Origin of the sequence: Streptosporangium pseudovulgare, assembly GCF_014648055.1 — a bacterium.
In the GTDB taxonomy this organism is placed as follows: Bacteria; Actinomycetota; Actinomycetes; order Streptosporangiales; family Streptosporangiaceae; genus Streptosporangium; species Streptosporangium pseudovulgare.
The window spans coordinates 97,717-124,182 of the sequence record NZ_BMQJ01000019.1 but is presented as its reverse complement, the minus strand read 5'-3'; the positions used below and the strand labels follow the sequence as shown (position 1 = coordinate 124,182).

The window sequence follows — 26,466 nt, the reverse complement described above, 5'->3', positions numbered from 1 at the left end:
TCGTCTCCCCCTCCTCAGAACGCGAACAGGCGGTCGACGGCGTCGAGGACGCGGTCCAGGTCGGGCAGGTAGTGGTCCTCCAGCCGGGAGGGCGGGTACGGCGTGGACGGGCCGCCGACGCGCAGCACCGGGGCCTCCAGGTTGTAGAAGCACCGCTCGGTGAGCCGGGCGGCGATCTCCGCCCCGAACCCGCTGAAGACCGGCGCCTCGTGCACCACCGCGCAGCGCCCGGTCCTGGCGACCGACTCGGCGACCAGGTCGATGTCCAGCGGGTTGAGCGAGCGCAGGTCCACGACCTCCACGGAGCGGCCGTCCTCCTCGGCCGCCGCCGCGGCCTCCAGGCAGGTCCGCACCATGGGGCCGTAGGCCAGCAGGGTGACGTCGGCGCCGGGCCGTACGACGCGGGCCCGGTCGAACGGCGTCCAGTCGTCGGCGGGGGCGGAGGTGTCGACGTCGGCCTTCTCCCAGTAGCGCCGCTTGGGCTCGAAGAAGATGACGGGGTCCTCGCACCGGATCGCCTGCTGGATCATCGTGTAGCCGTCGGCGGGGTTGGAGCAGGCCACGACCCGCAGGCCGGCGGTGTGGGTGAAGTACGCCTCGGGGGACTCGCTGTGGTGCTCGACCGCGCCGATGCCGCCGCCGCAGGGGATGCGCACCACGACGGGCAGCTTCAGCTTGCCCAGCGAGCGCAGCGGCATCTTGGCGAGCTGGGTGATGATCTGGTCGGCCGCGGGGAAGACGAACCCGTCGAACTGGATCTCGCAGACCGGGCGGTAGCCCCGCAGCGCCAGGCCGATCGCGGTGCCGATGATGCCGGACTCGGCCAGGGGGGTGTCGATGACCCGCTGCTCGCCGAAGTCCTTCTGCAGCCCGTCGGTGACCCGGAACACCCCGCCGAGCTTGCCCACGTCCTCGCCCATGACGAGGACCTTGGGGTCGTCCTCCATGGCCTTGCGCATGCCCTCGTTGAGCGCCTTCGCCAGCGTGAGAGTCGTCATCCCTCGAACCCCTCCAGGTAGGCGGCGAACTGTGCGCGCTCCTCGTCCATCAGCCGGTGCGGCTCGGCGTAGACGTGGTCGAAGATGGCCAGGGGCTCGGGATCGGGCAGTTCGAGACAGCGTTTGCGCACGTCACGGCCCAGCTCGTCGGCCTCGGCGTCGATCGCGTCGAAGAAGTCCTGGTCGGCGATGCGGTTCTTGAACATGTAGGCGCGGACCCGCTCGATCGGGTCCTTGAGCTTCCACGCCTCCAGCTCGTCGGCCAGGCGGTAACGCGTCGGGTCGTCGGAGGTGGTGTGGGCGCCCATCCGGTAGGTGAACGCCTCGATCATCATCGGGCCCTGCCCGGACCTGGCGTCGGCCAGCGCCTTGCGGGTGACCGCCAGGCAGGCGAAGACGTCGTTGCCGTCGACCCGGACGCCGGGGAAGCCGAAGCCGCTGGCCCGCCGGTACAGCGGGATCCGCGACTGCTTCTCCAGCGGCTCGGAGATGGCCCACTGGTTGTTCTGGCAGAAGAACACGATCGGCGCGTTGAACACCGACGCCCAGATGAACGACTCGTTCACGTCTCCCTGGGAGGTGGCGCCGTCGCCGAAGTAGGCGATCGTGGCGGCGCCGTTCTCCCCGACGGCTCCGTCGCGCTGGACGCCCATGGCGTAGCCGACCGCGTGCAGGGTCTGGCTGCCGATCACGATGGTGTAGAGGTGGAAGTTGTGCTCGGCGGGGTCCCAGCCGCCGTGGTTGACCCCGCGGAACAGGCCGAGGAGGTTGACCGGGTCCACGCCCCGGCACCAGGCCACACCGTGCTCGCGGTAGGTCGGGAAGACCATGTCCGACTCTGCCAGCGCCCTGCCCGAGCCGATCTGCGCCGCCTCCTGGCCGAGCAGCGAGGCCCAGATCCCCAGCTCTCCCTGGCGTTGCAGGGCGACCGCCTCCAGGTCGACGCGGCGCACCAGGACCAGGTCCCGGTACAGGCCGCGGACCTCCTCGGGGGTCAGATCGATGTCGTAGTCGGGATGCTCGACCCGCTCGCCTTCGGGGGTCAGCAGCTGGACGAGTTCCGGGGGTGCTTCCGCACCACGAGGGGGCTCGGTGGTCACGCGCCTCTCCTGTGTGCTCGGGGCCGTCGGGACGGGTTCTCCGCCTCTGCCCGGCCGGTCAGGGAAGCATGCGAACCGAATGATGGTGGTTCGTATGCGTTTGTGGACATCGTGGCAGAGGTCACATACCTGCGCGCAAGACCTGTCCCGGCATCCATAAGCTCCCAGTTCCCGACACGCACCCCGCTTACGCTCGCACGCGGGACCCCCGGCCCCGCGACGAGCCGCCACGGCGGGCGGCTACGCTTGAGACCCCGATCCATCCCCGCTTCCAGCAGGAGGAACACCGTGGCGCGCGTCATCGTCGACGTCATGCTCAAGCCCGAGATTCTCGACGCGCAGGGTCAGGCGATCGCCCGCGCGCTCCCGCGGCTGGGCTTCTCCGGTGTCGCCTCGGTACGGCAGGGCAAGCGGTTCGAGGTCGAGCTCGACGGGCCCGCCGACGACGCCGCGCTCGCCGACGTCCGGAAGATGGCCGAGACCCTGCTGGCCAACACCGTGATCGAGGACTACATCGTCACCGTGGAGCGGGCCGAGTCGTAGTCCGCCCGCCAAGGCCGCGGGCCGCGGGCCGTACCGGCGGGCGGCATGTTCCGCCCGCCGAACCGCGCCGTGTCACGCCGGCGCGGCTCATGCCGTATTCCGCCGGGTGGGTTCCACTATGGATGGCCGTAATCCCACGGCTTGACCAACGCTAAATAAGATCAGGGTTATTTTGCGGTTAGCCCGGATTCTGTGGGGAAGCCTTGACAGGGTGACGTCTGGCCCCGGGAGGAATCCGGTGGATATCGAGTTCTCGTTGGCACTGCCGAGAGAGGCCATGGGCATTCCCATGGTCCGGCGGGCGCTGGGCGACTCCCTGCGTTCGCTCGGCGTGGCCGAGAGCTGCGTCTCCGACATCCTCCTCGCGGTGACCGAGGCGTGCGCCAACGCGGTGCGCCACGGCGGGCCCGCCAACCGCTACATGGTCGAGGTCTCGATCGGGCACGGCCGCTGCGACGTCCGCATCATCGACCGCGGCCACGGGCTGCCGAGGATGCCCGACCGGTATCCGCCGACGGACGCCGAGCACGGCCGGGGCATCCTGATCATGCAGGCCGTGGTGGACGAGATCTCCTTCGACATCACCCCGGGGCGGGGGACCACCGTGCACCTGCGCAAGCACCTCGCCTGGGACGACGAGCCGGTCATCCCCCGGCAGCGGGCGCTCGCCGCCGTCTGATCCTCCGTACGGCCCGCGAGGCGTCTCGCGCCGCCGTTGTGCGATCCTCCAAGTCGGGCCGTCCGGGCAAAGCGGCAGGTTGTGCGATCGGACGGATCCCGTGCGCTCCCACCGTCGGCGAGCGGATAGCCTGGGCGCACCGCCGCAGACCGCCGTCCGCTGGGTGAGACGGCCGGCGCGGCGCTCGTTTGTGGAGGGGAACGCTGTCATGAGTGCTGCCCGCGTGGGCGTGGTCACTTTTCCCGGGACTCTTGACGATCAGGACGCGGCCCGCGCCGTACGGCACGCCGGTGGCGAGGCCGTGCCGCTGTGGCACGCGGACCCCGACCTGAAGGGGGTGGACGCGGTCTTCCTGCCCGGCGGGTTCTCCTACGGCGACTACCTCCGGTGCGGGGCCATCTCCCGGTTCGCGCCGCTGATGGAGGAGCTGATCCCCGCCGCCAGGGCCGGGCTCCCGGTCCTCGGCACCTGCAACGGCTTCCAGATCCTCTGCGAGGCCCACCTGCTGCCCGGCGCGCTGATGCGCAACGCCGGGCTCCACTACATCTGCCGCGACCAGCGCGTCCGCGTCGAGAGCACCGCCACCCCCTGGACCTCCGACTTCACCGAGGGCCAGGAGATCGTGCTGCCGATCAAGCACGGCGAGGGCCGCTACGTCGCCGACGCGGCGACCCTGGCGGCGCTGGAGGCGGGCGGCCAGGTCGTCTTCCGCTACGCCGGGAGCAACCCCAACGGCTCCATGAACGACATCGCGGGCATCCGCAACGAGGCGGGCAACATCGTCGGCCTCATGCCCCACCCCGAGCACGCGGTCGAGGACCTCACCGGCGCCCCGAGCACGGACGGCCGCGGATTCTTCTCCTCGATCCTGAAGAGGCTGGTGAACCTGTGAGCGAGCGACCCGGCGAGCACGGCGTGACCCTCGACACCGTCAAGCGGGCCGAGGACACCCCCGACGAGCGCCAGCCGTACGCCGAGCTGGGCATGAAGGCCGACGAGTACGAGCGGGTCCGGCAGATCCTCGGCCGCCGCCCGACGAGCTCGGAGCTGGCCATCTACAGCGTCATGTGGAGCGAGCACTGCTCCTACAAGTCCTCCAAGGTGCACCTGCGCCAGTTCGGCGCCAAGGCCCCCGCCTCCGACGCGCTGCTCGTCGGCATGGGCGAGAACGCCGGCGTGGTGGACATCGGCGACGGCTGGGCCGCCACCTTCAAGATCGAGTCGCACAACCACCCGTCGTACGTCGAGCCGCACCAGGGCGCCGCGACCGGCGTCGGCGGCATCGTCCGCGACATCATGTCGATGGGCGCCCGGCCGATCGCGGTGATGGACGCCCTGCGGTTCGGCGCGGCCGACGCCCCCGACACCCGGCGGGTGCTGCCCGGCGTGGTGGAGGGCATCAGCCACTACGGCAACTGCCTGGGCCTGCCCAACATCGGCGGCGAGGTCGTCTTCGACCCCTGCTACATCGGCAACCCGCTGGTCAACGCCCTGTGCGTGGGCCTGCTCCGCAAGGACCAGATCAAGCTGGCCACCGCCCCGGGACCGGGCAACAAGGTCGTGCTGTTCGGCGCGCTGACCGGCCCCGACGGCATCGGCGGCGCGTCCGTCCTGGCGAGCGCGACCTTCGAGGACGAGTCGCAGGCCAAGCGGCCCAGCGTCCAGGTCGGCGACCCCTTCATGGAGAAGCTGCTGATCGAGTGCTGCCTGGAGCTGTACCAGGCCGACGTGGTCGTCGGCATCCAGGACCTCGGCGCGGCCGGCGTCTCCTGCGCCACCACCGAGCTCGCGGCCAAGGGCACCGGCGGCATGGACGTCCGGCTCGACCTCGTCCCGCTGCGCGACCCGTCGCTGCGGCCCGAGGAGATCCTGATGAGCGAGTCGCAGGAGCGCATGATGGCGGTCGTCACCCCCGACGACATCGACGCCTTCATGGCGATCTGCGCCAAGTGGGACATCCCCGCGACCGTCATCGGCGAGGTCACCGACGGCGGCCGGCTGGTGATGACCTGGTACGGCGAGACCATCGTGGACATCCCGCCGGGCACCGCCGCCGACGAGGGCCCGGTCTACGAACGGCCGTTCCACGAGCCCGCCGGCCAGGCCGCGCTGAACGCCGACGACCCGAGCCGCCTGCCGCGCCCCGACGACCTGCGGGCGACGCTGCTCACGCTGCTCGGCTCGCCGAACCTCGCGTCGAAGGAGTGGGTGACCTCCCAGTACGACCGCTACGTCCGGGGCAACACCGTGCTGGCCCAGCCCGCCGACGCCGGCGTGCTGCGGATCAGCGAGGTCATGCCGGGCGCCGAGGAGACGACCCGGGGCATCGCGCTGGCCACCGACGGCAACGGCCGCTACGCCCGCCTCGACCCCTACGCCGGGGCCCAGCTCGCCCTGTCGGAGGCGTACCGCAACGTCGCCGTGACCGGCGCGCGGCCCCTCGCGGTGACCGACTGCCTGAACTTCGGCTCCCCGGAGGACCCGGAGGTCATGTGGCAGTTCGCCGAGGCCACCCGCGGCCTGGCCGACGCCTGCAAGATCCTCGGCGTGCCGGTGACCGGCGGGAACGTGTCGTTCTACAACCAGACGGGCACGACCGCGATCCACCCGACCCCGGTCGTCGGCGTGCTGGGCGTGATCGACGACGTGGCCCGGCGGGTCAGGAACGGCTTCACCGGCGAGGGCGACCGGGTCGTCCTGCTGGGTGAGACCCTCGCGGAGTTCGGCGGCTCGGAGTGGGCCCACGTCGTCCACGGCCACCTCGGCGGCCTGCCGCCCCAGGTGGACCTGGAGGCCGAGCTGGCCCTCGCCCGCGTCCTGACCGAGGCCGCCGCCCAGGGCCTGCTGACCGGGTCGCACGACCTGTCCGACGGCGGCCTGGCCGTCGCGCTGGCCGAGGCCGTCCTCGCCCGAGGCGTCGGCTGCTCGGTCTCGCTGCCGGGCGACGACGCGTTCACCGACCTGTTCAGCGAGTCGCCGGCGCGCGCGCTGGTGACGGTGCGTCCCGAGTCCTTCGACGCCTTCGCCGAGCTGTGCGCCGCGCACGAGGTGCCCTGCCAGCGCCTGGGCGTCACCGGCGGTTCCTCGCTGGCCGTCGAGGGCGTGCTGGACATCCCGGTCGCCGAGCTGCGGGAGACCCACGAGGCCACCCTGCCGGGCATCTTCGGCTGATCTTCCAGAGAAGAGAACTTCCGGAAAAGAGAAGGGGAGGCGCGGGCCGGGCCCGCGCCTCCCCTTTCCGTCCAGGCCGTCTCCGGCGGCCTCACATGTTGATCATGTGGCCGGCGAGCCCGTGGACCGCCTCCTTGACCGCCTCGCTGAGCGTGGGGTGGGCGTGGACGTTACGGGCCACCTCGTGGACCGTGAGGTCCCACTGCTGGGCCAGGGTCAGCTCGGGCAGCAGCTCGGTGACGTCCGGGCCGATCATGTGGGCGCCGATCAGCTCGCCGTACTGGGCGTCGCTGATGAGCTTGACGAACCCGGTGGCGTCGCCCAGGCCGTGGGCCTTGCCGTTGGCGGTGAAGGGGAACTTCGCGACCTTGACGTCGTAGCCCAGCTCCCGGGCCTGCGCCTCGGTGTAGCCGAAGCTGGCGACCTGCGGCTGGCAGTACGTCGCCCGGGGGATCATCACGTAGTCGAGCTCCATCGTCTCGGCGTCGCCGATGGTCTCCGCCGCGATGATGCCCATGGCCTCCGCCGTGTGCGCGAGCATCAGCTTGGCGGTCACGTCGCCGATGGCGAAGATGTGCGGCACGTTCGTCCGGCACCGGCCGTCGACGTCGATGGCGCCGCGCTCGGTCAGCGCGACCCCGGTCCGCTCCAGCCCGTAGCCCTCGACGCGCGGCTGGAAGCCGATCGCCTGCATGACCTTGTCGGCCTCCAGGACCTGCTGCGCGCCGTCCCGCGAGACCGTCACGCGCACCTTGTCGCCCGACTCGTCGATGGACTCCACCCGCGTCGAGGTCAGCACCTCGATGCCGAGCCGCTTGTAGCGCTTGGCCAGCTCCGTCGAGACCTCCTCGTCCTCCAGGGGGACGATGCGGTCGAGGAACTCCACGATCGTCACCTTGACGCCGTAGTTGTGCAGCACGTAGGCGAACTCGACGCCGATCGCGCCCGCGCCGGCGATGACGATGCTCTCGGGGAGCTTCTCGGTGAGGATCTGCTCCTCGTAGGTCACGACCCGGTCGCTCACCGAGGTGCCCGGCAGCAGCCTCGTGGTCGCGCCCGCGGCGATGATGCAGTGGTCGAACGTCACCGTCTCGGTGCCGCCGTCGCTCTTGGCCACCTCGATCGTGTTGGCGTCGGTGAAGGTGCCGCGCCCCTCGTACTCGGTGATGCCGTTCTTCTTCATCAGGTAGTGGACGCCCTTGACGCGCCCGTCGGCCACCTTGCGGCTGCGCTGGAAGGCCGCGCCGTAGTCGAAGGTGACCTGGCCGTCGACCTGGATGCCGAACGTCTTGGCCTCGTGGGTGAACAGGTGGGCCAGTTCGGCGTTGCGCAGCAGGGCCTTGGAGGGGATGCACCCCACGTTGAGGCAGACACCGCCCCAGTACCGCTCCTCGACGATCGCGGTGCGGAGGCCCAGCTGGGCGGCCCGGACGGCGGCCACGTATCCGCCGGGACCGGCACCGAGAACGACGACGTCATAGTGAGAGCTCATGAACCGGACAATAGTCAACGCTCCGACCGGATAATGCCGGACGGCCGGACGGACCGGCGGGACGACACGTCCGCGGGCACCGGAACCGGCGGGCGTCCTCGCCTCCGAGCACTGGAACCGCCTGCCCGATGGGACCGGCCGGGTGGCATGTCGTCCGTCCACAGACCGTCCACGGGCCTTCGAGACGGCCACGGTGGGCACGGGACCGGCCAGGTCGCCTCTCCCCTCTGAAAGAAGACCCGGCCGGTCGTCACATACGGCGCGCGAAACGCTCACGCCCGGAGCGTCGCCCGTTCACGGGCATCGATCCTGTACGGGGTGTCAGCCCTTCTTGGCGCAGACCACGTAGACGGTGACCGTCGCGGAGGTGAAGGTCTGCGCGGACATGCCCAGCGGCTTGCCGCCGGCCCCGGGGGTGGGGTTGGGGGTGGCGGAGCTCTTGGCGGAGCCGGTGGAGCCGGTGGAGCCGGTGGAGCCGGTGGAGCCGGTGGAGCCGGTGGAGTCTCTGGCGGACTCCTGGGAGCTGTTCGCGCTGAAGATGCCGGTCTTGTTCACCTTCGCCGACCACCCGTTGCCGCTGGGCATCGAGGCCACGATCGAGAAGTTGTTGTCACCGCTGATGGAGTAGCCGCCGCCGGTGGCCAGCTCGCCGGTCTGGCAGCTCACCGAGACGGATCCGTCGTTCTTGAAGGTCTGGCTCTGGCTGCGGGTCGTGACCGCCGCCAGGCCGCCGTCCTGACCGTCCTTGCCGTCCTTTCCGGCCGGACCCTGGGGGCCCTGCTTGCCGTCCTGGCCAGGCTTGCCGTCCTGGCCAGGCTTGCCCTGGGGGCCCTGCTCACCCTGCTTGCCCTGAAGGCCGTCCTTGCCGGGGAGGCCATCCTTGCCCGGAAGGCCGCGCTCGCCCTGGAGGCCACGGGGACCCTGCTGACCCTGCTCACCCTGCTTGCCCGGAAAACCGCGCTCGCCCTGGAGGCCACGGGGACCTTGGAGACCGCGCTCGCCCTGCTTACCGGGAGCGCCGTCCTTGCCCGGGGCGCCGTCCTGGCCGTCCTTGCCGGGCAGGCCGCGCTCGCCCTGCTCGCCCTTCGCCCCGGGCGCGCCCTCCTTACCGGGCGTGCCCGGCTGGCCCTGCCTGCCCTGGAGACCACGCGGCCCCTGGGGACCCTGCGGACCGGCGGGGCCGGGCCTGCCCTGCGGGCCCTGGGGACCCTGCGGGCCGGCGGTGCTCACAGTCTGGGAGCCGCCGCCCTCTCCGCCCCAGGTCACCCGGACCTCGGTGGTCCGGCACCTGGCCGAGGCGTTGACGATGCGCGCGTAGCGCGTCTTCTTGTTCACGCACGCGTGGATCTCCTCGCCCGCCGAGGATGCGACGGCGCTACCGCCACCGACCGTCAGCATCGTTCCGGCCAGCATTCCGACGGCCGTGACGGTGATCGCGCGCCTGCCCGGCAACTTGATAGCCACTGGGCTTCCTTTCTGCGACGCCAGAGACTGGCGTGTTCCATGGATACGCGTGATACACGTTTGAACCGTTCCAACGGATGACGTGGCAAACATCACATTTCTGCATCGCCTTCTGCGGATCACCGCACCGGCCGGGACCGGACCGTCGGCACGCCGTACGTCAGACTGGGCGGCATGGCCTCCGCCCCCCAGGACCCGCGTCCCAGCGGCCGGGCCGCCTCGGACGCGCCGGACCCGTCGGACCCGTCGGACGCACAGGACGGACAGAACGCGCGGAGTGCGCCGGAAGCGCCGGGCGAGGCGGTGGGCCCAGGGCACCCACGGGTCCCACGGGACACGCCGGGTTCGCCCGAGTACGCCGCCCGGCTCCGCCACGCGTGGCTGGTCTGCTCCGTGACCGGCCTCGGCCTGGTGCTGATCGGCGTGGCGGGCAACACGCTCAACGTGGCGCTCCCCGAGGTGGTCGGGCACTTCCACGCCGACGCGTTCGCCGCGGGATGGGTCCTGCTGGCCTTCATGCTGGTCAACACCGCCAGCCTGGTGTTCTTCGGCCGGGTGGCCGACCTGCTCGGGCGCAGGGAGGTCTACCTCGCGGGCTTCGCCCTCTTCACCGCCGGGTCGCTGCTGGCCGGGCTCTCCCCGGGGGTGTGGTTCCTGATCGCCATGCGGGCCGTGCAGGCGGTCGGGGCGTCAATGATCCTGGCCAACGGCACGGTGATCATCACCGACGCCTTCCCGCCCGACCGGCTCAGCCAGGGCATGGGGGTCTACATCGGCACCCTCTCCGTCGCCCAGCTCGTCGGCCCCACGCTGGGCGGCCTGGTCGCCGAGACGGCGGGCTGGCGGTGGATCTTCTGGATGAACGTCCCGGCCGGCCTGCTCGCCCTCGTCTGGGGCGCGTTCGTGCTGCGCAGGGTCGCCCCCGGCCCCCGCGAGCCGGTGGACGCGGCCGGGAACCTGGTCATGTTCGCCCTGCTGTCGGCCGCGCTCGTCGCGCTGTCGGAGGCGGGGTCGCGCGGCCCGTCCAGCCCGGTCGCGCTCACCGGCGCCGCCGTCGCGGCGGCCCTGGTGCCGGTGCTGGTGGCGGTGGAGCGCCGGGCGGCGCGGCCCGTGCTCGACGTCCGGCTGTTCGGCGAGCGCATGCTGGCCTTCGCCAACGCCGCCTCGTTCTGCAACGCACTGGCCCGCGCGTCGCTCATCCTGCTGGCCGCCCTCTATTTCCGGGCGGCCATGGGCGCCGGGCCGGTCACCGCCGCCCTGGCCGTGCTCCCGGTCCCGGTCGGCATGGCCGTCGCCTCGCCGCTCGCCGGCTCCCTGGGCCGCCGGATCTCCCCGCACGCGCTGTCCGTCGGAGGGGCGCTGCTGAGCACCGCCGGCCTCGCCGTGCTGATGCCGTCCACCGCGCCGGGCACGCCGTACTGGGTCGTGGGGACGGGACTGTTCCTGTGCGGGTGCGGCAGCGGGACGTTCCTCACCGGCAACACCACCCAGGTCATGGCCGCGCTGCCGGCCGGCAACCTCGGCCTGGTGAACGGCTTCCGCCTCATGATCATGAACGTCGGGATCGTGCTCAGTGTCGCGCTCACGCTGAGCGTGCTGACCGGGCCGGTCAGCGCCGAGCTGCGCGGCCGGGTGTACGCGGGCACGCTCTCCCGCGTCTCCCCGGCCGCCGTGGAGCAGTTGATGACCGGCTTCCGCAACACCTACGCCGTGCTGCTGGGCGTCGCGTTGTGCGGAGCCGTGTGCGCGGCGCTCGCCCGGCCGCGGCGGCGCGGCGGCGAACCGGCCAAGCCGTCCGGGCCGTCCGGGCCGTCCGCGGCTCAGCCGTCGAGCCGGGCCGCCATGGATTCGATGCCGGCCAGCAGCAGGTCCACGCCGAACGTGTCGTAGAGCTCGGCGTCGCCCCTCTCGGTGAGGGGTACGGCCATCCGCACGATGTTCGGGTAGGTGTCCGGCGGGAGCGACTGGAAGCGGACGCGCTTGAGGCGGACGTGCTCCGCTCGCTCCTCATCCGGCACGCACCTGCGGTGCTCCACCGAGCCTCCGGCCAGGGCGATGGCCCCCTGGAGGATGTACCGGGTGATCAGGCAGCTCTCCCGGGCGCCGAACCTGGCGCGCAGGGCCAGGCCGAGGGCGGTGTCCCACACCCGCAGGAAGGCCGGCACCTCCATCTTGTCGACCTCCTCCAGCACGGCCTCCGCGCAGGGGTGACGCCGCAGCATCCGCACCAGCCGGCCGACGAGTTCGCGGAGCTGCTCCTGCCACGGGCGTGAGCCGTCGGGGGTGATCTCGAAGTCCTCGATCAGATGGTCGGCCATCCCGACGACCAGCTGCTCCTTGTTCTTGAAGTGCCAGTACAGCGCCATCGGCGTGACGCCCAGCTCCTGGGCGAGCCGCCGGATGGTGACCGCCTGAAGCCCTTCGGCGTCACCGATCTCCAGCGCCCGCTCGACGACCGCCTCGCGCGTCAGTTTTCCCATCACGCTTGACAACTATACGCGGTACAGGTTCCACTATGCGCTGTACATGTACGACGTACAAGTACAGTGTAGAGGAGCTGTTATGCCGCAAGACCGCAGGTGGTGGGCACTGGGAGCGATCTCCCTCGCCACTTTCATGACCTATCTCGACAACAACGTGGTCAACGTCGCGTTGCCGACGATCCAGCGGGACCTCTCGCTGGACGTCTCGGGCCTGGAATGGGTCGTGAGCGTGTACGTCCTCGTCTCGGCCGGGCTGATGCTGGCCGGCGGGCGGCTGGCCGACCTGTTCGGAAGGCGGCGGATCTTCCTGGCCGGCCTCGCCGCCTTCACCCTGTCCTCCCTCGCCGCCGGCCTGGCCGCGGACGGCGGCGTGCTGACCGCCACCCGGGTGTTCCAGGGCGTCGGCGCCGCCCTCCTGGCGCCCACCGCCCTCGCGCTGCTGACCACGGTCTTCCCCGATCCCAGGGAGCGCGCGACCGCGGTCGGCCTGTGGAGCGCGATCGGCGCGCTGGCCATGGCGCTGGGGCCGCTGACCGGTGGGGTGATCAGCGAGCGGTGGCACTGGGGCTGGATCTTCCTGATCAACGTCCCGATCGGGATCGTGGCGTTCGGGCTCGGCCTGTGGGCCATCGCGGCCGCCCCCCGCGACCCGGTACGGCGCCGCCTCGATCTGCCCGGCATCGTCACGTCGAGCCTGACGATGGTCTCCCTGACGTACGCCCTCATCGAGGGCGGGAAGGCCGGCTGGACCTCACCGGAGATCCTCGGCGCGTTCGGCCTCGCGCTGGTCTCGGCACTGGTCTTCGTCGCGGTCGAGCTCCGCACGTCCGAGCCGATGATCGACCTGTCGCTGTTCCGGTCGCGGGTGTTCAGCGGCGGAACCCTGGTGACGGGGCTGTGGTCGTTCGCGGTGTTCGGGATCTACTTCTTCACCGCTCTCTACCTGCAGAACGCGCTGGGCTTCTCGCCCACCGAGGCCGGGGCGTCGTTCGTGCCGATGGCACTGGTCATGTCCGTGGTCGCGGCGGTCGCGCCCCGGGTCACCGCCCGGCTCGGGACCGCCCGCACCGTGGCCGCCGGGATGCTGCTGATGGCCGTCGCGATCTTCGGGATCTCCTTCGTCGGAGAGGGCGGCTCGTTCGCCGACCTGCTGCCGTGGTTCCTGCTCTACGGGCTCGGCGGCGGATTGCTGGTGCCGCTGACCACCGCCATCCTGACCGCGCTGCCCGCCGGCCGCGCCGGGGTCGCCTCGGGGGCGCTGAACGTCTCACGACAGGTGTTCGGGCTGCTCGGCGTCACCGTCCTCGGTGCGATCCTCAGCACCCGGCAGGCATCCCTCCTGACGGACGGCACCGCGCCGGCGGCGGCCTTCCTGGACGCCTACCGGTACGCGCTGGTGGTGTCGGCGGCGATCGTGCTGGCCGGCGTGCCGATCAGCCTGTTCGCGCTGCGGACGGCCCGGACCGCCGGCCCCGGGGCCGAACCCGCCGGCGCCGCGACCGCGTCCGAGCCGGCCGGTGTCACGGGGAGCCCCGCGAGACCGCGAGCGGCCGGAACCGCCGAACCCGCCGGGACCCGGGCCGAAGCCTGGACGGTGGCCGGGGCCGAGCCCGCCGGGGCGGCGGCCGCCACGGCGCCGATCGCGTAGGGCGCGGTACGCCGGACCAGCGTGGCTCCCCTTTTTTCGCGACACTGCACACATAATTAAGACGAACAGCCTGGTCAGGACGGCGATCCGGGAATCCTCGCCCGGATCGCCCCGGGCCCGGGCCGTGGGCCCCCGCCACGGTGGAGACCCGCGGAGTGGGCTTCGGACGAGCGCCCCTCCACCGTCACCCGTGCCGCGCCCGGCGGAAGCACTCGGCCGGCGCGGGCACCCGTCCGGGCAGGAGGATCGCATGCGTCTCGTCATCGGCGCCGGGGTGGCCGCGGCCTTCCTGGCGGGTCCGGCCGTCGTGGCCTGGCCCGGCGCCACTCCGGTCGCGGGCGCCCCCGTGCCCGGCACCGCGGCCGTTCCCGCCCCCGATCCCGGCGCGAGCCCGAATGCAGGCGCCGGCCCCGCCCCCGGTCCCAGCACGAGCCCCAGTCCCAGCCCCAGCGCGAGCGCCAGCCTCAGCCCCAGTGCCAGCGTGAGTCCGAGCGCCGGCCCCAGCCCCAGTGCGAGTCCGAGCGCCGGCCCCAGCGCGAGCGCCACGGCCACCGCCACCGCGAGCGCCAGTGCCAGTGCCACGAGCACGGCCTACGTCAGGTCCCGGACCGACCAGACGGTGTTCACGCCGTTCACCGGGGGGCGCAACCACATCCCCCGGCTGCTGAAGAAGGTCCCGTCGCTCCGGGTCCTGCCCTTCGACCCCCGCCAGGCCAGCCACGTCCGGGTATTCGCGCACTGCCCCAAGACGGCGAACCACGCGCTCATCGGCTCGACCGCCTTCACCCTGAAGGGATCGCGGCGGATCTACCGGGAGGTCGGGCTGAGCCTGTCCAAACGGGGCCTGGGACACCGCGCCACCTCGATCTCCTACTACGCTCTGCCGGGTTTCCACGAGGTCTGCCTGAAATGCGTGAAGGTCACGATGAACCTCAGGACCCGCATCAGGCACATCCGGGTGGTCGGCCGGGCCTCGGTCCCCCTCGTCGTCCGCAGGTTCAGCATCTGGCAGTTCTTCTGAGGCCGCCGAGCGCCCCCACCGGAACGCCGTACACCGCCGGGACCGCCGTACGCCCCGGTACCCGGGCGGGCCGGCTCGCGCGGCGTTCCCCGAAGCGGTGAACCCGGGAGCCGTCGACCGGGCGGGCCGCACCGCGCGGACGGGACGCGGCCGCGCGCCCGTACGGCGGCGCGGACGGACCCTACGCGTCCCGGCGCCGGAACGAGACGATCGCGACGCCGAGCGCGGCGACGGTCCAGCCGGTGACGACGGCCCACCTCCCCCCTGCGCCGAGCACCTCGCCGGCGCCCGTACCGCCGCCGGGCCACAGACCCGCGGTGCCGGGCAGGTACGCGGTGAGCGCGGTCCTGCCGGCCAGGTAGGGGCCGACGACGAAGTGGTGGCCGAGGAGCACCGTGACGGCCGGAATCGTCCCGCGCGTCAACGTCGCGACGGCGGAGGAGAGCAGCGCGGTGAGGACGAGGTACGCGGCCGCCCCCGCCACGGCCCGGACCTCCCCCGGCGCGTCCACCGGCCCGGCGGCGCCGTACGGCGGAGCGTGCGCGGCGAGCGCCGCGCGGGCGGCGAGGACGCCGGACCCGGCGGTCGCCACGGCGACGGGAAGGGCCGTCACGGCGAGCGCCGCCGCCTTCGCGAGCTGCACCTCGACCCGGCGTGGCACGCACGTCAGCGTCGTCCTGATCTGCCCTCCCCGGTACTCGGAGGCGGCGGCGAGGACGCCGAGGACGACGAACCCGGCCTGCGCGTACCCGACCGGCGCCAGACCCGGGTCCGTCCCCGGGCCGGGTCCGTTCCCCTCCCCGGCGGCGGCCGAGACGGACGCGACCGCCAGGAGCGGGGCGACCGCCCAGGTGATCGCGGCCGTCAGGTACAGCGCCGGGAGGGTGAGGAGCTTCAGGACCTCCGCGCGGAACGTGCCGGCCACGACGCGTGGTCCGGACGTACCGGAATGACTGGAGAAGCCGGACGCGCCGGACGCGCCGGGCCTCGGGAGGCGGGCGGCGGCGGTCACGCGTCCCTCCGGAGGAAGACGGCGGCGGCGACGCCGAACAGCGCGAGCGTCCAGGCGGCCATGACGACGCCCCCGGCGAGGGGCGGGATCTCCACGGAGGACCGGAACGTCCGGACGAACATCCGCGCCCCGGCCAGGTCGGGCAGGTAGTTAGCCAGGGGCGTGACCCGGGTCAGCAGGTAGGTGACGCTGACGACGGAGGTGTTCAGGATGAGCACGACGAGCGGCACCACGCCGCCGCGGGTGAGGAGGGTGAGCCCGTGGGCGAGCAGCGCGGTCAGCACCCAGTAGGCGACCACTCCGAGGACACGCGGCGCGTCGGCGGAGGTGAGCGGCGCCGCGAACTCCCCGGGCACGACCCGGCTGACGGTGAGCGTGGCCGCCGTGGAGAGGACGGCGAGGGCGGCTGCGGCCAGGACCAGCGCGCCGGCCTTCGCGGCGAGGAACCGGACGCGGGACGGCACCGCGGTCAGGCTCGCCGTGATCTGCCGGCCGCCCGCCGAGTCCCCGCCCTCGGCGAAGTACTCGCTGCTCGCCGCGGCGACGCCGAGGACGACCACGCCGATGACCCCGAAGGCCAGTTCCTGGAACCCGGCGTCGACGCCGGTCGGGTCGGAGCCGCCCGCGGCCCGGCCGGCGCTCCGGGCGCCGGCGTTGAGGGCCGCGACGGCGAAGGGCACGACCAGGCCGACCACGACCGCCACCCACGCCGACGGGATCCCGGAGAGCTTGAGGAGTTCCGCGCGGAGCGCCCTCACGGCCGGCCCCCGTGCCCGGTGCCGGGGCCCGTGCCCGAGGTGAGGGCGAAGAACGCGTCCTCAAGGCCGCGGTGGGCGCCGGTGACCTCGGCGAGGGTGCCCAGTGCCACGACACGCCCGCGGTCGATGACCACGACGTCGTCGACGGTCTCGGCCAGTTCGCCGATGAGGTGGCTGGACAGCAGCACGGTCCCGCCGGCCGCGGCGCGGTCCCGGAGGAGCACGCGGAGCCGGCGGATGCCCTCGGGGTCGAGCCCGTTGACCGGCTCGTCGAGCACCAGCACCGGCGGGTCGCCCAGCAGGGCCGCCGCGAGGGCGAGGCGTCTGCCCATCCCGAGCGAGTAGCCGCCCACGCGCCGGCCCGCGGCCTCGGTGAGGCCGACGAGGTCGAGGACCTCGTCCACCCGGGCGCGGGGCAGCCCGTTGGAGGCGGCGATCCAGCGCAGGTGCCCGCGGCCGGTGCGGGAGCGGTGCGCGCCGCCGCCGTCGAGCACCGCGCCCACCGTCGTCAGGGGCCGGCGCAACCGGGCGAACGGCCGCCCCGCCACGAGGGCGACGCCGCCGTCGGGGCGGTCCAGGCCGAGGAGGATGCGCAGGGTGGAGGACTTCCCGGCCCCGTTCGGGCCGAGGAACCCGGTCACCCGCCCCGGGCGCGCCTCGAAGCCGACCTCGGTGAGGATCTGCTTGCTCCCCCGCCGTTTGCTGACCTGGTCGATCGTGATCATGTGTCTCCCGTCGTCACCGGATCGCCGCCGTCCCCCGGATTCCGTTCCGCGGATCTCCGCCGTGTCGGGGCCCGGTCGGGCGGCCCCTCGGCGACCGCGGCGGGCGGGACGATCCGTAAAGCAGGACCCCAGCCAACGGCCGTCACCGGGGTTGGCGCATCGGTCCCGGAGCGGGTCCGCCGGGGCGGGCTCGGCCCGCGGGATGTCAGCCCCCGGTCCGACGACGCCGGGGCGGGCGGACCGTAGGATCGGGGCGATGAACACCCCGGGACGGCCGGTGTGGCGGTCACGCGTGCGATATCTCGCCGGAACGGCCTTCGCCGTACTGGCCGCGACTCTTCTCGGCGTCGGGGCGAACGGCCCCCTCGCGGTCGTCGTGCCCCCGATGATCACGGTGGCGGCGTTCGGCGTCGCGGTCTGGGCCGTCCGCCGGGGCCGCGCCGAGCGCGCCGCCCACGAGGCCAGGCTCACGGAGTGGGCGGCGTCCGAGGCGGTACTGGTCGAACGGCTGCGCGTCGCCCGAGACCTGCACGACATCGTCTCCCACGGCCTCGGCCTCGTCACCGTCCGCGCCGCCGCGGCCCGGCACGTCATCGACGCCGGTGACGCCGCCCGCGGCGCGGTCCGTGACACCACCGGTGGCACGGCCTGTGACGCCGCCCGTGACGCCGCCTCTGACACCGCCCGTGACGCCGCCTCTGACACCGCCTGTGACGCCGCCTGTGACGCCGCCGTCCGCGAGGCGCGGGAGGCGCTGGCGGACATCGAGGAGGCGAGCCGGCACGCCACCACCGAGCTGCGCCGCATGCTCACCGTGCTCCGCCGTACCGACGGGCCCGAGGCCCTGGACCCCGTGGAGGACCTCGGCCGGGTCCCCGGGATCGTACGGGCCGCGCGGCTCGCCGGGCTGCGCGTCCGGCTCGACCTCGGGCCGGTCGGGGAGGTCTCGCCGGGCGTCCAGGTGGCGGTGTGCAAGGTGATCCGCGAGGCCCTCGACAACGCCGCGCGGCACGCCGGCCCCACCGGCGTCCGGGTCCGTCTCCGCCGCGACGCGGACGCCGTCGTCGTCACCGTCGACGACGACGGACCCGCGGGCCACTGGACGGCCAGGCCCGGCGCCGGTCACGGCCTGCTCGGGCTGAACGAGCGGGTGACCGCGCTCGGCGGCGTCCTCGACGCGGAGCGCGCCGGGCGCGGCTTCCGCGTCACCGCCCGCATCCCGGATGGAGAGACCGAATGACCCTGAACGGGGAGGCGACGTGACACCGGACGGGGAGACCGAGTGACCCTGAACGGGGAGGCGGCGTGACCGCGCCCGGCCGTACGGGACGCCCCGGCGGGACGACGCCGGACACCGCGGGGGTCGTGACCCCGGACGGCTCCGCGGGAGCCGTTCCGGAGGCCGCCGCGGACGGCGGTGAGTGCCCGATCCGGGTGCTGCTCGTCGACGACCAGCCGCTTCTCCGGCGCAGCCTCGCCATGGTCATCGACCACGATCCTGGCCTCACGGTCGTGGGTCAGGCCGGCGACGGAGCCGGCGCGCTCGCCGCCGTCCGGGCCGCCCGCCCCGACGTCGTGCTGATGGACGTGCGGATGCCCGTGCTCGACGGCATCCAGGCCACCCGCCGGATATGCGCCGACCCGCACCTGGCGGCGACCCGGGTCCTCGTGCTCAGCATGTTCGAACTCGACGAGTACGTCCACGAGGCCCTCCGCGCCGGGGCGTCCGGGTTCCTCCTCAAGGACATCCAGCCCGGCGAGCTCATCGCCGCGATCCGGCGCGCCCACTCCGGGGAGGCGCTCTTCGCCCCCTCGATCCTCACCAGGCTCGTCGAGCACTACCTGAGGACGCCGGCCGTCCGCGAGCCCGCGCCGGTCGGCGGGCTCACCGCCAGGGAGGTCGAGATACTCGCGCTCGTCGGCGCCGGGCTCTCCAACGGGGAGATCGCGGACCACCTCACGATCTCCGTCAAGACCGTCAAGACCCACATCTCCCACCTGCTCGCCAAGCTCGGCGCGCGGGACCGGGTCCACCTCGTCATCGCCGCCTACGACCACGGGCTCGTGACCCCCCGCGCCGGCGCCTGACCGGCCGCGCCGCCCCGCTTCCGCGCGTCGGGCGAGAGCGGCCCGCCGCGGCTCCGGACGGGACGACGGCCGACGGCTCACCGGCCGCGCCGCTCCCCGGGGCGGGCATGATGGAGGGCGTGCCGCCTCACAAGCCCGATCCCGCCAAGGTCCGCGCCGCGCTGGACGCCCAGCTCACCGCGCTCGACGAGCCGCCCTACGACGGGCCGGGAAGCCCCGCGGCGTTGCTGGCCGCGTGCGTGCCGGTGGTGCTGCGGGCCTACGACCGCGATCTGCGGCCCGAGCGGGACATCGCACGGCTGGCCGTACGGCACCTGCTGGACCGGCTGGCGACGGCGGCTCCCGGGCGGACCGTCGAGGTGCGGGTCCCGCCGTACGCCGCCGTGCAGTGCGTGGAAGGCCCCCGGCACACCCGCGGCACCCCGCCGAACGTGATCGAGACCGACGCGCGGACCTGGCTGGAGCTCGCCACCGGGCGGGTGACGTGGGCCGAGGCGATGGCCGCCGGGAAGGTCTCCGCGAGCGGGGCCAGGGCGGACCTGTCGGCGTACCTCCCGGTGCCCTGAGGGCGCCCTCGGGCCCCGGTCCGGCCTTCCGCGTCCGGCATCAGGTCCGGCCTTCCGCGTCCGGCATCCGGGTCCTGACACCCGCGTCCGGACACCCGGCCCGATCAGCCCGGCCCGGTCGCACCCGTCCCGGCGGCCCGTCCGGCGGGCGGGCCGCCGGACGGTGGGCCGGATCTCGCCGGGAGAGGCGCGCGGTCACCGTCCGGTGATCACGGCGTGCCCACCTGGATGCCGAGCCGGTCCTCGATGCAGCGCCGCTGGAGCTCCGGCGGCAGGTTGGCGCAGTCGCCGACCTTGCTGTAGAGCCAGCTCAGGAAGATCACAGCGATGACCAGGGTCAGCGCGCTCAGGATGATGCCCGCCCAGCCGCGCCCGCGGCCGGAGTTCTTCGCCACCGCGACGATGCCGACGATCAGCCCGGCCACCGCCGTCAGCACGCCCAGGCCGCACACCAGGAGCAGGAAGATGCTCACGATGCCGAGCACGAGCGCGGCGGTGCCGATCCCCGTCCTCGGCTTCTCCGGCGCCCACTGGCCCCCCGGATACCCCGGGTAGGGCGCCGGCCCCGGGTAGGCGCCGCCCGTCCCGTACGGCTCGCCACCGCCCGCGGGCGGGTAGGCCGACGTCTCCCCCGTGCCTCCCCCCTGGTACGGCGGGGCTCCCTGGTACGGACCGCCGCCCTGGTACGGCGGGGCTCCCTGGTACGGCGGAGCGCCCTCGTACGGCCCACCGCCCGGCGGCGGCGCCGCGCCCCGGCCCGGCTCCCCGCCGGGCGGCACGGCCCGGTCCGGCTCACCGGCTCCGCCCTGTCCGCCGGTTCCGCCCGGTTCGTTCACTCCGCCCGGCCCTCCCGTTCCACCCGCCTCGGCACGCTCGCCCGGCCGCTCCGGCTCACCCGGTTCGCCGTGTCGTTCCTCCCCGCCCGGCGGGGGGTCGAAGCGGGAAGGCTGCGCGGCGATCGGCGGCACGCCCGGTTCACCGAGCGGCTCGTGGGCCGCCTCCTCGGGCGCGCCCTCCCACCCGGGGTAGGCGGGCGGGGTGGAACCCGGCACGACGTAGGGGGTCTCCGGCTCCGACCGGACCGGCTCGGGGACCTCCGGTGCGGCGGGCACGTCCGGGTGGCGGGGCGGCGTGGGCTCCGAGGGGGTGGAGACCGGCGGCTGCTCGGTGTCCTCACCGGGGACGCGCGGCTCCGGGGAACGTGGCCGGGTCTCCTCCGGGCCCTCCTCTCCCGGCTCCCGCCGGGGGTCGGGCTGGCGCGGATCCTCAGGTGTTGTCACGTCTCTTCTCCCGACGCTAGATATGCCGGATACCTCACACTCCCCCCGGTCTTTGCCCCAAAACAGTCCAACACGGCAAACGGCGGATCATAGTTCGGCCAAGGCCGGGCGACCCCCCGGAGCACGAGCAGCGATTCGGCCGACCTAGACTGAGGCATGTGCTGAAGGGCGACGGCCGGCTGAGCCATGACCTTGATCCCCAAGACCGTCCTCCGAAGGACGCCTGCGGCGTCTTCGGTGTCTGGGCGCCCGGGGAAGAAGTTTCCAAACTCACCTACTACGGGCTGTACGCGTTGCAGCACCGCGGGCAGGAGTCCGCGGGCATCGCGGTCAGCGAGGGCAACCGCATCCTCGTCTACAAGGACATGGGCCTCGTCGCCCAGGTCTTCGACGAGTCGGTGCTCGGCACGCTGCGCGGCCACATCGCCGTCGGCCACTGCCGCTACTCGACGACCGGGTCGAGCGTCTGGGAGAACGCCCAGCCGACGCTGAGCTCCACCGAGGACGGCGGGCTCGCGCTCGCCCACAACGGAAACCTGATCAACACCCCCGAGCTGGCGCGGCGCCTGGCCCCCGGCTCGACCAGGGCGACCACCGACACCGAGGTGCTCGCGGCGCTGCTGGCGCAGGACCGCGGCCAGCCCATCGAGGACGCCGCGGCCGAGCTCCTCCCGCAGGTCAGGGGTGCCTACTCCCTCGTCTTCATGGACGAGAAGACCCTTTACGCCGCCCGCGACCCGCAGGGCATCCGCCCGCTGGTGCTCGGCCGCCTGGAGCGCGGCTGGGTGGTCGCCTCCGAGACCGCGGCGCTGGACATCGTGGGCGCCACGTTCGTCCGCGAGGTCGAGCCGGGCGAGCTGCTCACCATCGACGAGCGCGGCGTGCGCTCGCGCGTCTTCGCCGCGGCCGACCCCAAGGGCTGCCTGTTCGAGTACGTCTACCTCGCCCGCCCCGACACCACGATCGCCGGCCGCAGCGTGCAGTCCACCCGCGTCGAGGTCGGGCGCGTGCTGGCCCGCGAGCACCCGGTCGAGGCCGACCTGGTCATCCCGACCCCCGAGTCGGGCACCCCCGCCGCGGTCGGCTACGCCGAGGAGAGCGGCATCCCATACGGCCAGGGCCTGGTCAAGAACTCCTACGTCGGCCGGACCTTCATCCAGCCGTCCCAGACGATCCGCCAGCTCGGCATCCGGCTCAAGCTGAACCCGCTGAGGGAGGTCGTGGCGGGCAAGCGCCTGATCGTCGTGGACGACTCGATCGTGCGCGGCAACACCCAGCGGGCGATCGTCAAGATGCTGCGCGAGGCGGGCGCGCGCGAGGTCCACGTCCGGATCTCCTCCCCGCCGGTCTCCTGGCCGTGCTTCTACGGCATCGACTTCGCCACCCGGGCCGAGCTGATCGCCGGCTCGCTCAGCGTGGAGGAGATCCGCGCCTCCCTCGGGGCCGACTCGCTCGGCTACATCTCGATGGAGGGCCTGACCCAGGCCACCACGCTTCCCGCCGAGCGGCTCTGCCGGGCCTGCTTCGACGGCGTGTACCCGATTCCCATCGACCGCGACAACGTGGGCAAGTACGTCCTGGAGGCCAAGCTGTGACCAGCTACGCCGCGGCCGGCGTCGACATCGACGCCGGCGAGCGCGCCGTCGAGCTGATGAAGTCGAAGGTCGCGCGGTCCCGGCGGCCCGAGGTGGTCGACGACCCCAGCGGCTTCGCCGGCCTGTTCGACGCCTCCGCGCTGCTGTCCTACCGGCGGCCGCTGCTGACCGCCTCCACCGACGGCGTCGGCACCAAGGTGATGCTGGCGCAGGCGCTCGGCAAGCACGACACGATCGGCGTCGACCTGGTCGGCATGGTCGTGGACGACCTGGTGGTCTGCGGCGCCGAGCCGCTGTTCATGACGGACTACATCGCCTGCGGGAAGGTGGTCCCCGAGCGGATCGCCGAGATCGTGGGCGGCGTCGCCGAGGGCTGCCGCCTCGCGGGCTGCGCGCTGATCGGCGGCGAGACGGCCGAGCACCCCGGGGCCATGGGCGCCGACGAGTACGACCTCGCGGGCGCCGCCACCGGCGTGGTGGAGGCCGACGCGATGCTGGGCCCGGACCGCGTCCGCGAGGGCGACGTGGTGCTGGCCCTGGCCTCCTCGGGCGTGCACTCCAACGGCTACTCGCTGGTCCGGCACGTCATCAAGCTGGCCGGCCTCTCCCTTTCGGCGGAGATCCCCGAGCTGGGCCGGACGCTGGGCGAGGAACTGCTGGAGCCGACCAGGATCTACTCCCGCGACTGCCTGGAGCTGGCCCGCGCCGTTGACGTCCACGCCTACGCCCACATCACCGGCGGCGGCCTGGAGGGCAACCTGTCGCGGTCCCTGCCGCCGACCCTGGACGCCCTGCTCGACCGGTCCTCCTGGACCCCTCCGGCGGTCTTCGAGGTGCTCGCCGGGCACGGCAAGGTGGCGCAGGCCGACATGGACCGCACCTTCAACCTGGGTGTGGGCATGGCGGCGGTGGTCGCGCCGGACGCCGTCGACGCCGCCCTGGCCCTGCTCGCGGAGCGGAACCTCCCGGCCTGGGTGCTCGGCGAGGTCGTCCCCGGCACCGGCCTGGCCCGCTACCGCTAGATCAGGGGGACCCGCCGCGTCGTCCCGTCCGCCCGGCCGTACGGCTCCGCCTCGCCGTACGGCCGGCGCCGGTCCCCGGGCGGCCCGATACGACGAAGAGCGCCCCGGGGATCCGGGGCGCTCTTCGGTCAGGACACGGAGAAAACACCCGGTGGCCCGAGGCCACCGGGTGTCCAGCTCACGCTCCGTCTGAAATTGGGCCTAACGGCGACCGGGCGGGCCGCTGTCGCGGTCGTCGAAGTCGTCGGCGTAATCGGCATAGCGATCCGCCAGCTCGTCGTAGGAGTCGTTGGCGTCGTCACCGTGGTTGGAGTCGTCCCTGACTCCGAGCTCGTTGCGAAGACGCTCAAGATCAGTGCCACCGCTGTTGTACTTCAGCTGGCGAGCAACCTTGACCTGCTTGGCCTTTGCTCGGCCGCGCCCCATTGGCTCGACCCCCTCGTGTGGGGTCGTGCCCGACCCCTCGTCGCTAACGCACCACGCACTGACGCCACCTGACTTGAGGCGTCAGCTCTCGTTCGACTACAACCGTACCTGTTTTACGCCCGGCTCGGTACGCCGTATGGGCGCGAGGCGCTAGTGGCCCAGCCAAATGCCCCTAATTCGCCCGACTTCCGACATTCTGCGTTCCGCCAGCCTATCGGCTGCGACCGCCGGGGGGACCCCGTCCTCAGCGGCCATGGCGAAGATCTTGAGAGTCGTGTCGTAGATCTGGGTGGCCTTTGCCTTCGCCCGGTCCATGTCGAAACCGCCGATCTCATCGGCGACCTGGATGACCCCGCCGGAGTTGACCAGGTAGTCGGGCGCGTAGAGGATGCCGCGCCCGGCGAGCTCCTTCTCCACCCCGGGGTGGGCGAGCTGGTTGTTGGCCCCGCCGCAGACGATCCTGGCGCGCAGGCGGGCGACCGTCTCGTCGTCCAGCGCCCCGCCCAGCGCGCACGGCGCGTAGACGTCGAGGTCGGCCCCGGTGAGCTCGGTCTTGTCGGTGACGACGTCCACCTCGGGGTGCCGCGCCCTGACCCGCTCGACGGCCTGCTCGCTGACGTCGCAGATCACGACCTCGGCGCCGTCCGCGAGGAGGTGCTCGACCAGGCGGTGCCCGACCTTGCCCACGCCCTCGACGCCGACGCGCCTGCCGCGCAGGGTCGGCGAGCCGTAGGCGTGCTCGGCCGCGGCGCGCATGCCCTGGAACACGCCGAAGGCGGTCAGGATCGAGGAGTCGCCCGCCCCGCCCTGTGCCGGCGTGCGGCCGGTCACGAAGGAGCACTCGCGGGCCACGACGTCCATGTCCTCGCTGTAGGTGCCGACGTCGCAGGCGGTGTAGTAGCGGCCGCCCAGTGACTGCACGAAACGGCCGTAGGCGCGCAGCAGCGCCTCGCTCTTGTCCGCCGCCGGGTCTCCGATGATGACGGCCTTGCCGCCGCCGAGGTCGAGCCCGGCCAGGGCGTTCTTGTAGGCCATGGCCCGCGAGAGGTTGAGCACGTCGGCCAGCGCCGCCTGCTCGCTCTCGTAGGGGTAGAACCTGGTGCCGCCGAGCGCCGGCCCGAGGGCCGTGTTGTAGATCGCGATGATCGCGTACAGACCGCTGCGCTCGTCGGAGCAGAAGACCACCTGCTCGTGCTTCGTCTGGCCGTTCGAGGGGCTGATGTCCTGGTGGGACAGCCCGAAGACGTCGGTCACTGTGGTGACTCCCGGTCGTTCAGGTCCGCCGCTCCGTCGCGGCGGAGATCAGTCTCAGAGTAACCACAACTTCCGGGACAGCGGAGGAGGAAACCCCGCCTTCCCACCAGGTGGGACGCCCTGACGGCGCCGGGCGGCCCCGTGCCCGCCCGGCGGGCACGGGGTCGATACCGGACAGGAAGCGGTTCTTCATGACACGATTACGGTCGTGCTGCCCTATGCCGCCTACCTCCGCGTCTACGAACCGCTGGCCGCGTTCGCCCCGCAGGAACGCGCCTCCTGGGCCGCCTACGCCGAGGCCGCCGACCGGCCCCGCCGCGCGGGCGCCCTGCGCGCCGAGCACGGTGAGGCGGTACGGCGCCTGCTCGGCGTCCCTCCGACCCCGGTCCCTCCCCACGAGAGTCCCAACGCCTATCTCAGGCGCGTGGAGGAGGTGCTGTACGTCTGCCCCTGGCAGAGCCGGCTGAGGTCGTGGCTGGCCTTCTCCCGCTTCCGGGGGGCGACGCCGGCCCGCCTCGCGGAGCGGTTCGTGCCGCTCACCGTCGCCCAGCAGACGGCCGACGACTTCGACAGGTTCAAGCGGCGCGGCGGCTCGGCCGCGCTGCGGACCAACATCCAGACCTCGACGTGGCACGTTCCCACGGAGTGGTTCGTCCCCTTCGACCACAACGAGCGGTGGCTCGTCCTGGACGGCGGCCGGCCCCGGAGCGGCGCGACCACCACGCGCAACCTGATCTACGTGACGTCCATGGCCCACGCCAGGCGCCGCAGCGCCCGCGCGCTGCAGATCGTCCGCAGGCACGTGGGCGACGACACGCTGATCTCCGGGATCGAGGAGGTGGCGCGCTGGCTGGAGGAGTTCCATCCCCACTCGCTGGTGGAGCTCGACTACGGCGGCATCGTCCACCTCATGGACGACGACACGCTGCAGGCCGACCACTCGGTCGCGGAGGTCTCGGCGGCCCTGACGGGTCTGGAAACCGGCGAGGAAGAGTTGGCCTTCACCATGTACCGGCGGGTGATTCTCCGCTGGAGATCAATACAACTTCTCGAATCAGCAAACTGAGTCGCAAATCATCCCTCTGACCTGCATAAGTAGTTCAGTCGATGACCGGTGACACATCTACGAACTGAGTAGTTT

The 26,466-nt window shown here is 72.8% G+C and carries 24 protein-coding genes; 13 read left to right on the top strand and 11 right to left on the bottom strand.

What is annotated here, in order from left to right; translation table 11 throughout:
- Positions 1-14: 14 nt before the first annotated feature.
- Both IEZ10_RS31095 and pdhA read right to left on the bottom strand, forming a co-directional pair.
- Complete coding sequence (locus tag IEZ10_RS31095) at positions 15-998, bottom strand: alpha-ketoacid dehydrogenase subunit beta (RefSeq protein WP_189250077.1); 984 nt, start codon at positions 996-998, stop codon at positions 15-17.
- Positions 995-2,098 carry a pyruvate dehydrogenase (acetyl-transferring) E1 component subunit alpha gene (gene pdhA, locus IEZ10_RS31090; RefSeq protein ID WP_189250076.1) on the bottom strand — a complete coding sequence of 368 codons (1,104 nt, stop codon included), beginning with the start codon at positions 2,096-2,098 and terminating at the stop codon, positions 995-997. Before pdhA ends, IEZ10_RS31095 begins: the two co-directional genes overlap by 4 nt.
- Before the next feature lie 288 nt (positions 2,099-2,386).
- Here pdhA and purS point away from each other — a divergent pair, with 288 nt between their 5' ends.
- From purS to purL, 4 genes are all read left to right on the top strand, one after another.
- Positions 2,387-2,641 (top strand): phosphoribosylformylglycinamidine synthase subunit PurS, encoded by a 255-nt coding sequence (purS, locus tag IEZ10_RS31085; protein ID WP_189250075.1) that lies wholly within the window; start codon positions 2,387-2,389, stop codon positions 2,639-2,641.
- 256 nt (positions 2,642-2,897) lie between these two features.
- Positions 2,898-3,320 (top strand): ATP-binding protein, encoded by a 423-nt coding sequence (locus IEZ10_RS31080; protein WP_308426323.1) that lies wholly within the window; start codon positions 2,898-2,900, stop codon positions 3,318-3,320.
- A gap of 208 nt (positions 3,321-3,528) precedes the next feature.
- On the top strand, positions 3,529-4,212 hold the full coding sequence (purQ, locus tag IEZ10_RS31075) for a phosphoribosylformylglycinamidine synthase subunit PurQ (protein ID WP_179822460.1): 684 nt from the start codon (positions 3,529-3,531) through the stop codon (positions 4,210-4,212).
- Complete coding sequence (gene purL, locus IEZ10_RS31070) at positions 4,209-6,491, top strand: phosphoribosylformylglycinamidine synthase subunit PurL (protein ID WP_373287436.1); 2,283 nt, start codon at positions 4,209-4,211, stop codon at positions 6,489-6,491. Before purQ ends, purL begins: the two co-directional genes overlap by 4 nt.
- Positions 6,492-6,582: 91 nt before the next feature.
- Here the strand turns inward: purL and lpdA are convergent, their stop codons facing one another.
- Together lpdA and IEZ10_RS40125 are read right to left on the bottom strand one after the other, a co-directional pair.
- Positions 6,583-7,983: a dihydrolipoyl dehydrogenase gene (lpdA, locus tag IEZ10_RS31065; RefSeq protein WP_189250073.1), complete on the bottom strand. Its 1,401-nt coding sequence runs from the start codon at positions 7,981-7,983 to the stop codon at positions 6,583-6,585.
- Positions 7,984-8,304: 321 nt separating this feature from the next.
- Positions 8,305-9,447 (bottom strand): collagen-like domain-containing protein, encoded by a 1,143-nt coding sequence (locus tag IEZ10_RS40125; RefSeq protein WP_268246394.1) that lies wholly within the window; start codon positions 9,445-9,447, stop codon positions 8,305-8,307.
- 393 nt (positions 9,448-9,840) lie between these two features.
- Between IEZ10_RS40125 and IEZ10_RS31055 the strand changes: the two genes are divergently transcribed.
- Positions 9,841-11,337, top strand: a complete 1,497-nt coding sequence (locus IEZ10_RS31055; protein WP_229811825.1) for an MFS transporter — start codon at positions 9,841-9,843, stop codon at positions 11,335-11,337.
- Here IEZ10_RS31055 and IEZ10_RS31050 read toward each other — a convergent pair.
- The gene (locus IEZ10_RS31050; protein WP_229811829.1) at positions 11,268-11,927 is read right to left on the bottom strand and encodes a TetR family transcriptional regulator; all 660 of its coding nucleotides are present in this window, start codon (positions 11,925-11,927) and stop codon (positions 11,268-11,270) included. The two genes, IEZ10_RS31055 and IEZ10_RS31050, sit on opposite strands and share 70 nt — an antisense overlap.
- A gap of 82 nt (positions 11,928-12,009) precedes the next feature.
- Between IEZ10_RS31050 and IEZ10_RS31045 the strand changes: the two genes are divergently transcribed.
- Both IEZ10_RS31045 and IEZ10_RS31040 read left to right on the top strand, forming a co-directional pair.
- Positions 12,010-13,578, top strand: coding sequence for a DHA2 family efflux MFS transporter permease subunit (locus IEZ10_RS31045; RefSeq protein ID WP_189250069.1), 1,569 nt, complete (start codon positions 12,010-12,012; stop codon positions 13,576-13,578).
- Positions 13,579-13,828: 250 nt separating this feature from the next.
- Positions 13,829-14,599, top strand: a complete 771-nt coding sequence (locus IEZ10_RS31040) for a hypothetical protein (RefSeq protein WP_189250068.1) — start codon at positions 13,829-13,831, stop codon at positions 14,597-14,599.
- Between the two features lie 181 nt (positions 14,600-14,780).
- Here the strand turns inward: IEZ10_RS31040 and IEZ10_RS31035 are convergent, their stop codons facing one another.
- The 3 genes from IEZ10_RS31035 to IEZ10_RS31025 form a co-directional block, all read right to left on the bottom strand.
- On the bottom strand, positions 14,781-15,524 hold the full coding sequence (locus tag IEZ10_RS31035) for a hypothetical protein (RefSeq protein ID WP_189250067.1): 744 nt from the start codon (positions 15,522-15,524) through the stop codon (positions 14,781-14,783).
- A gap of 83 nt (positions 15,525-15,607) precedes the next feature.
- A complete protein-coding gene (locus IEZ10_RS31030; protein WP_189250066.1) occupies positions 15,608-16,369 on the bottom strand; it encodes an ABC transporter permease in 762 nt (253 codons plus the stop codon).
- Complete coding sequence (locus tag IEZ10_RS31025; protein WP_189250065.1) at positions 16,366-17,094, bottom strand: ABC transporter ATP-binding protein; 729 nt, start codon at positions 17,092-17,094, stop codon at positions 16,366-16,368. The genes IEZ10_RS31030 and IEZ10_RS31025 overlap by 4 nt, the downstream gene beginning before the upstream one ends.
- Before the next feature lie 256 nt (positions 17,095-17,350).
- Between IEZ10_RS31025 and IEZ10_RS39410 the strand changes: the two genes are divergently transcribed.
- The 3 genes from IEZ10_RS39410 (at position 17,351) to IEZ10_RS31010 (ending at position 19,748) form a co-directional block, all read left to right on the top strand.
- Positions 17,351-18,334, top strand: a complete 984-nt coding sequence (locus IEZ10_RS39410; RefSeq protein WP_229811824.1) for a sensor histidine kinase — start codon at positions 17,351-17,353, stop codon at positions 18,332-18,334.
- A 188-nt stretch (positions 18,335-18,522) separates the two neighbouring features.
- Complete coding sequence (locus IEZ10_RS31015) at positions 18,523-19,182, top strand: response regulator (RefSeq protein ID WP_268246396.1); 660 nt, start codon at positions 18,523-18,525, stop codon at positions 19,180-19,182.
- A gap of 119 nt (positions 19,183-19,301) precedes the next feature.
- Complete coding sequence (locus IEZ10_RS31010) at positions 19,302-19,748, top strand: sterol carrier family protein (RefSeq protein ID WP_229811823.1); 447 nt, start codon at positions 19,302-19,304, stop codon at positions 19,746-19,748.
- Positions 19,749-19,957: 209 nt separating this feature from the next.
- On the opposite strand, the gene IEZ10_RS31005 is transcribed toward IEZ10_RS31010, so the two are convergent.
- On the bottom strand, positions 19,958-21,028 hold the full coding sequence (locus IEZ10_RS31005; protein WP_189250063.1) for a DUF4190 domain-containing protein: 1,071 nt from the start codon (positions 21,026-21,028) through the stop codon (positions 19,958-19,960).
- 158 nt (positions 21,029-21,186) lie between these two features.
- Here IEZ10_RS31005 and purF point away from each other — a divergent pair, with 158 nt between their 5' ends.
- Together purF and purM are read left to right on the top strand one after the other, a co-directional pair.
- On the top strand, positions 21,187-22,623 hold the full coding sequence (gene purF / locus IEZ10_RS31000) for an amidophosphoribosyltransferase (protein ID WP_189250062.1): 1,437 nt from the start codon (positions 21,187-21,189) through the stop codon (positions 22,621-22,623).
- Complete coding sequence (gene purM / locus IEZ10_RS30995) at positions 22,620-23,645, top strand: phosphoribosylformylglycinamidine cyclo-ligase (protein WP_189250061.1); 1,026 nt, start codon at positions 22,620-22,622, stop codon at positions 23,643-23,645. The genes purF and purM overlap by 4 nt, the downstream gene beginning before the upstream one ends.
- 201 nt (positions 23,646-23,846) lie before the next feature.
- Here the strand turns inward: purM and IEZ10_RS30990 are convergent, their stop codons facing one another.
- Positions 23,847-24,071, bottom strand: coding sequence for a DUF3073 domain-containing protein (locus IEZ10_RS30990; RefSeq protein WP_179822416.1), 225 nt, complete (start codon positions 24,069-24,071; stop codon positions 23,847-23,849).
- A gap of 150 nt (positions 24,072-24,221) precedes the next feature.
- Complete coding sequence (locus IEZ10_RS30985) at positions 24,222-25,325, bottom strand: Leu/Phe/Val dehydrogenase (RefSeq protein ID WP_189250060.1); 1,104 nt, start codon at positions 25,323-25,325, stop codon at positions 24,222-24,224.
- Between the two features lie 208 nt (positions 25,326-25,533).
- Here IEZ10_RS30985 and IEZ10_RS30980 point away from each other — a divergent pair, with 208 nt between their 5' ends.
- Positions 25,534-26,391, top strand: coding sequence for a DUF8083 family protein (locus tag IEZ10_RS30980; protein ID WP_189250059.1), 858 nt, complete (start codon positions 25,534-25,536; stop codon positions 26,389-26,391).
- Positions 26,392-26,466 lie beyond the last annotated feature (75 nt).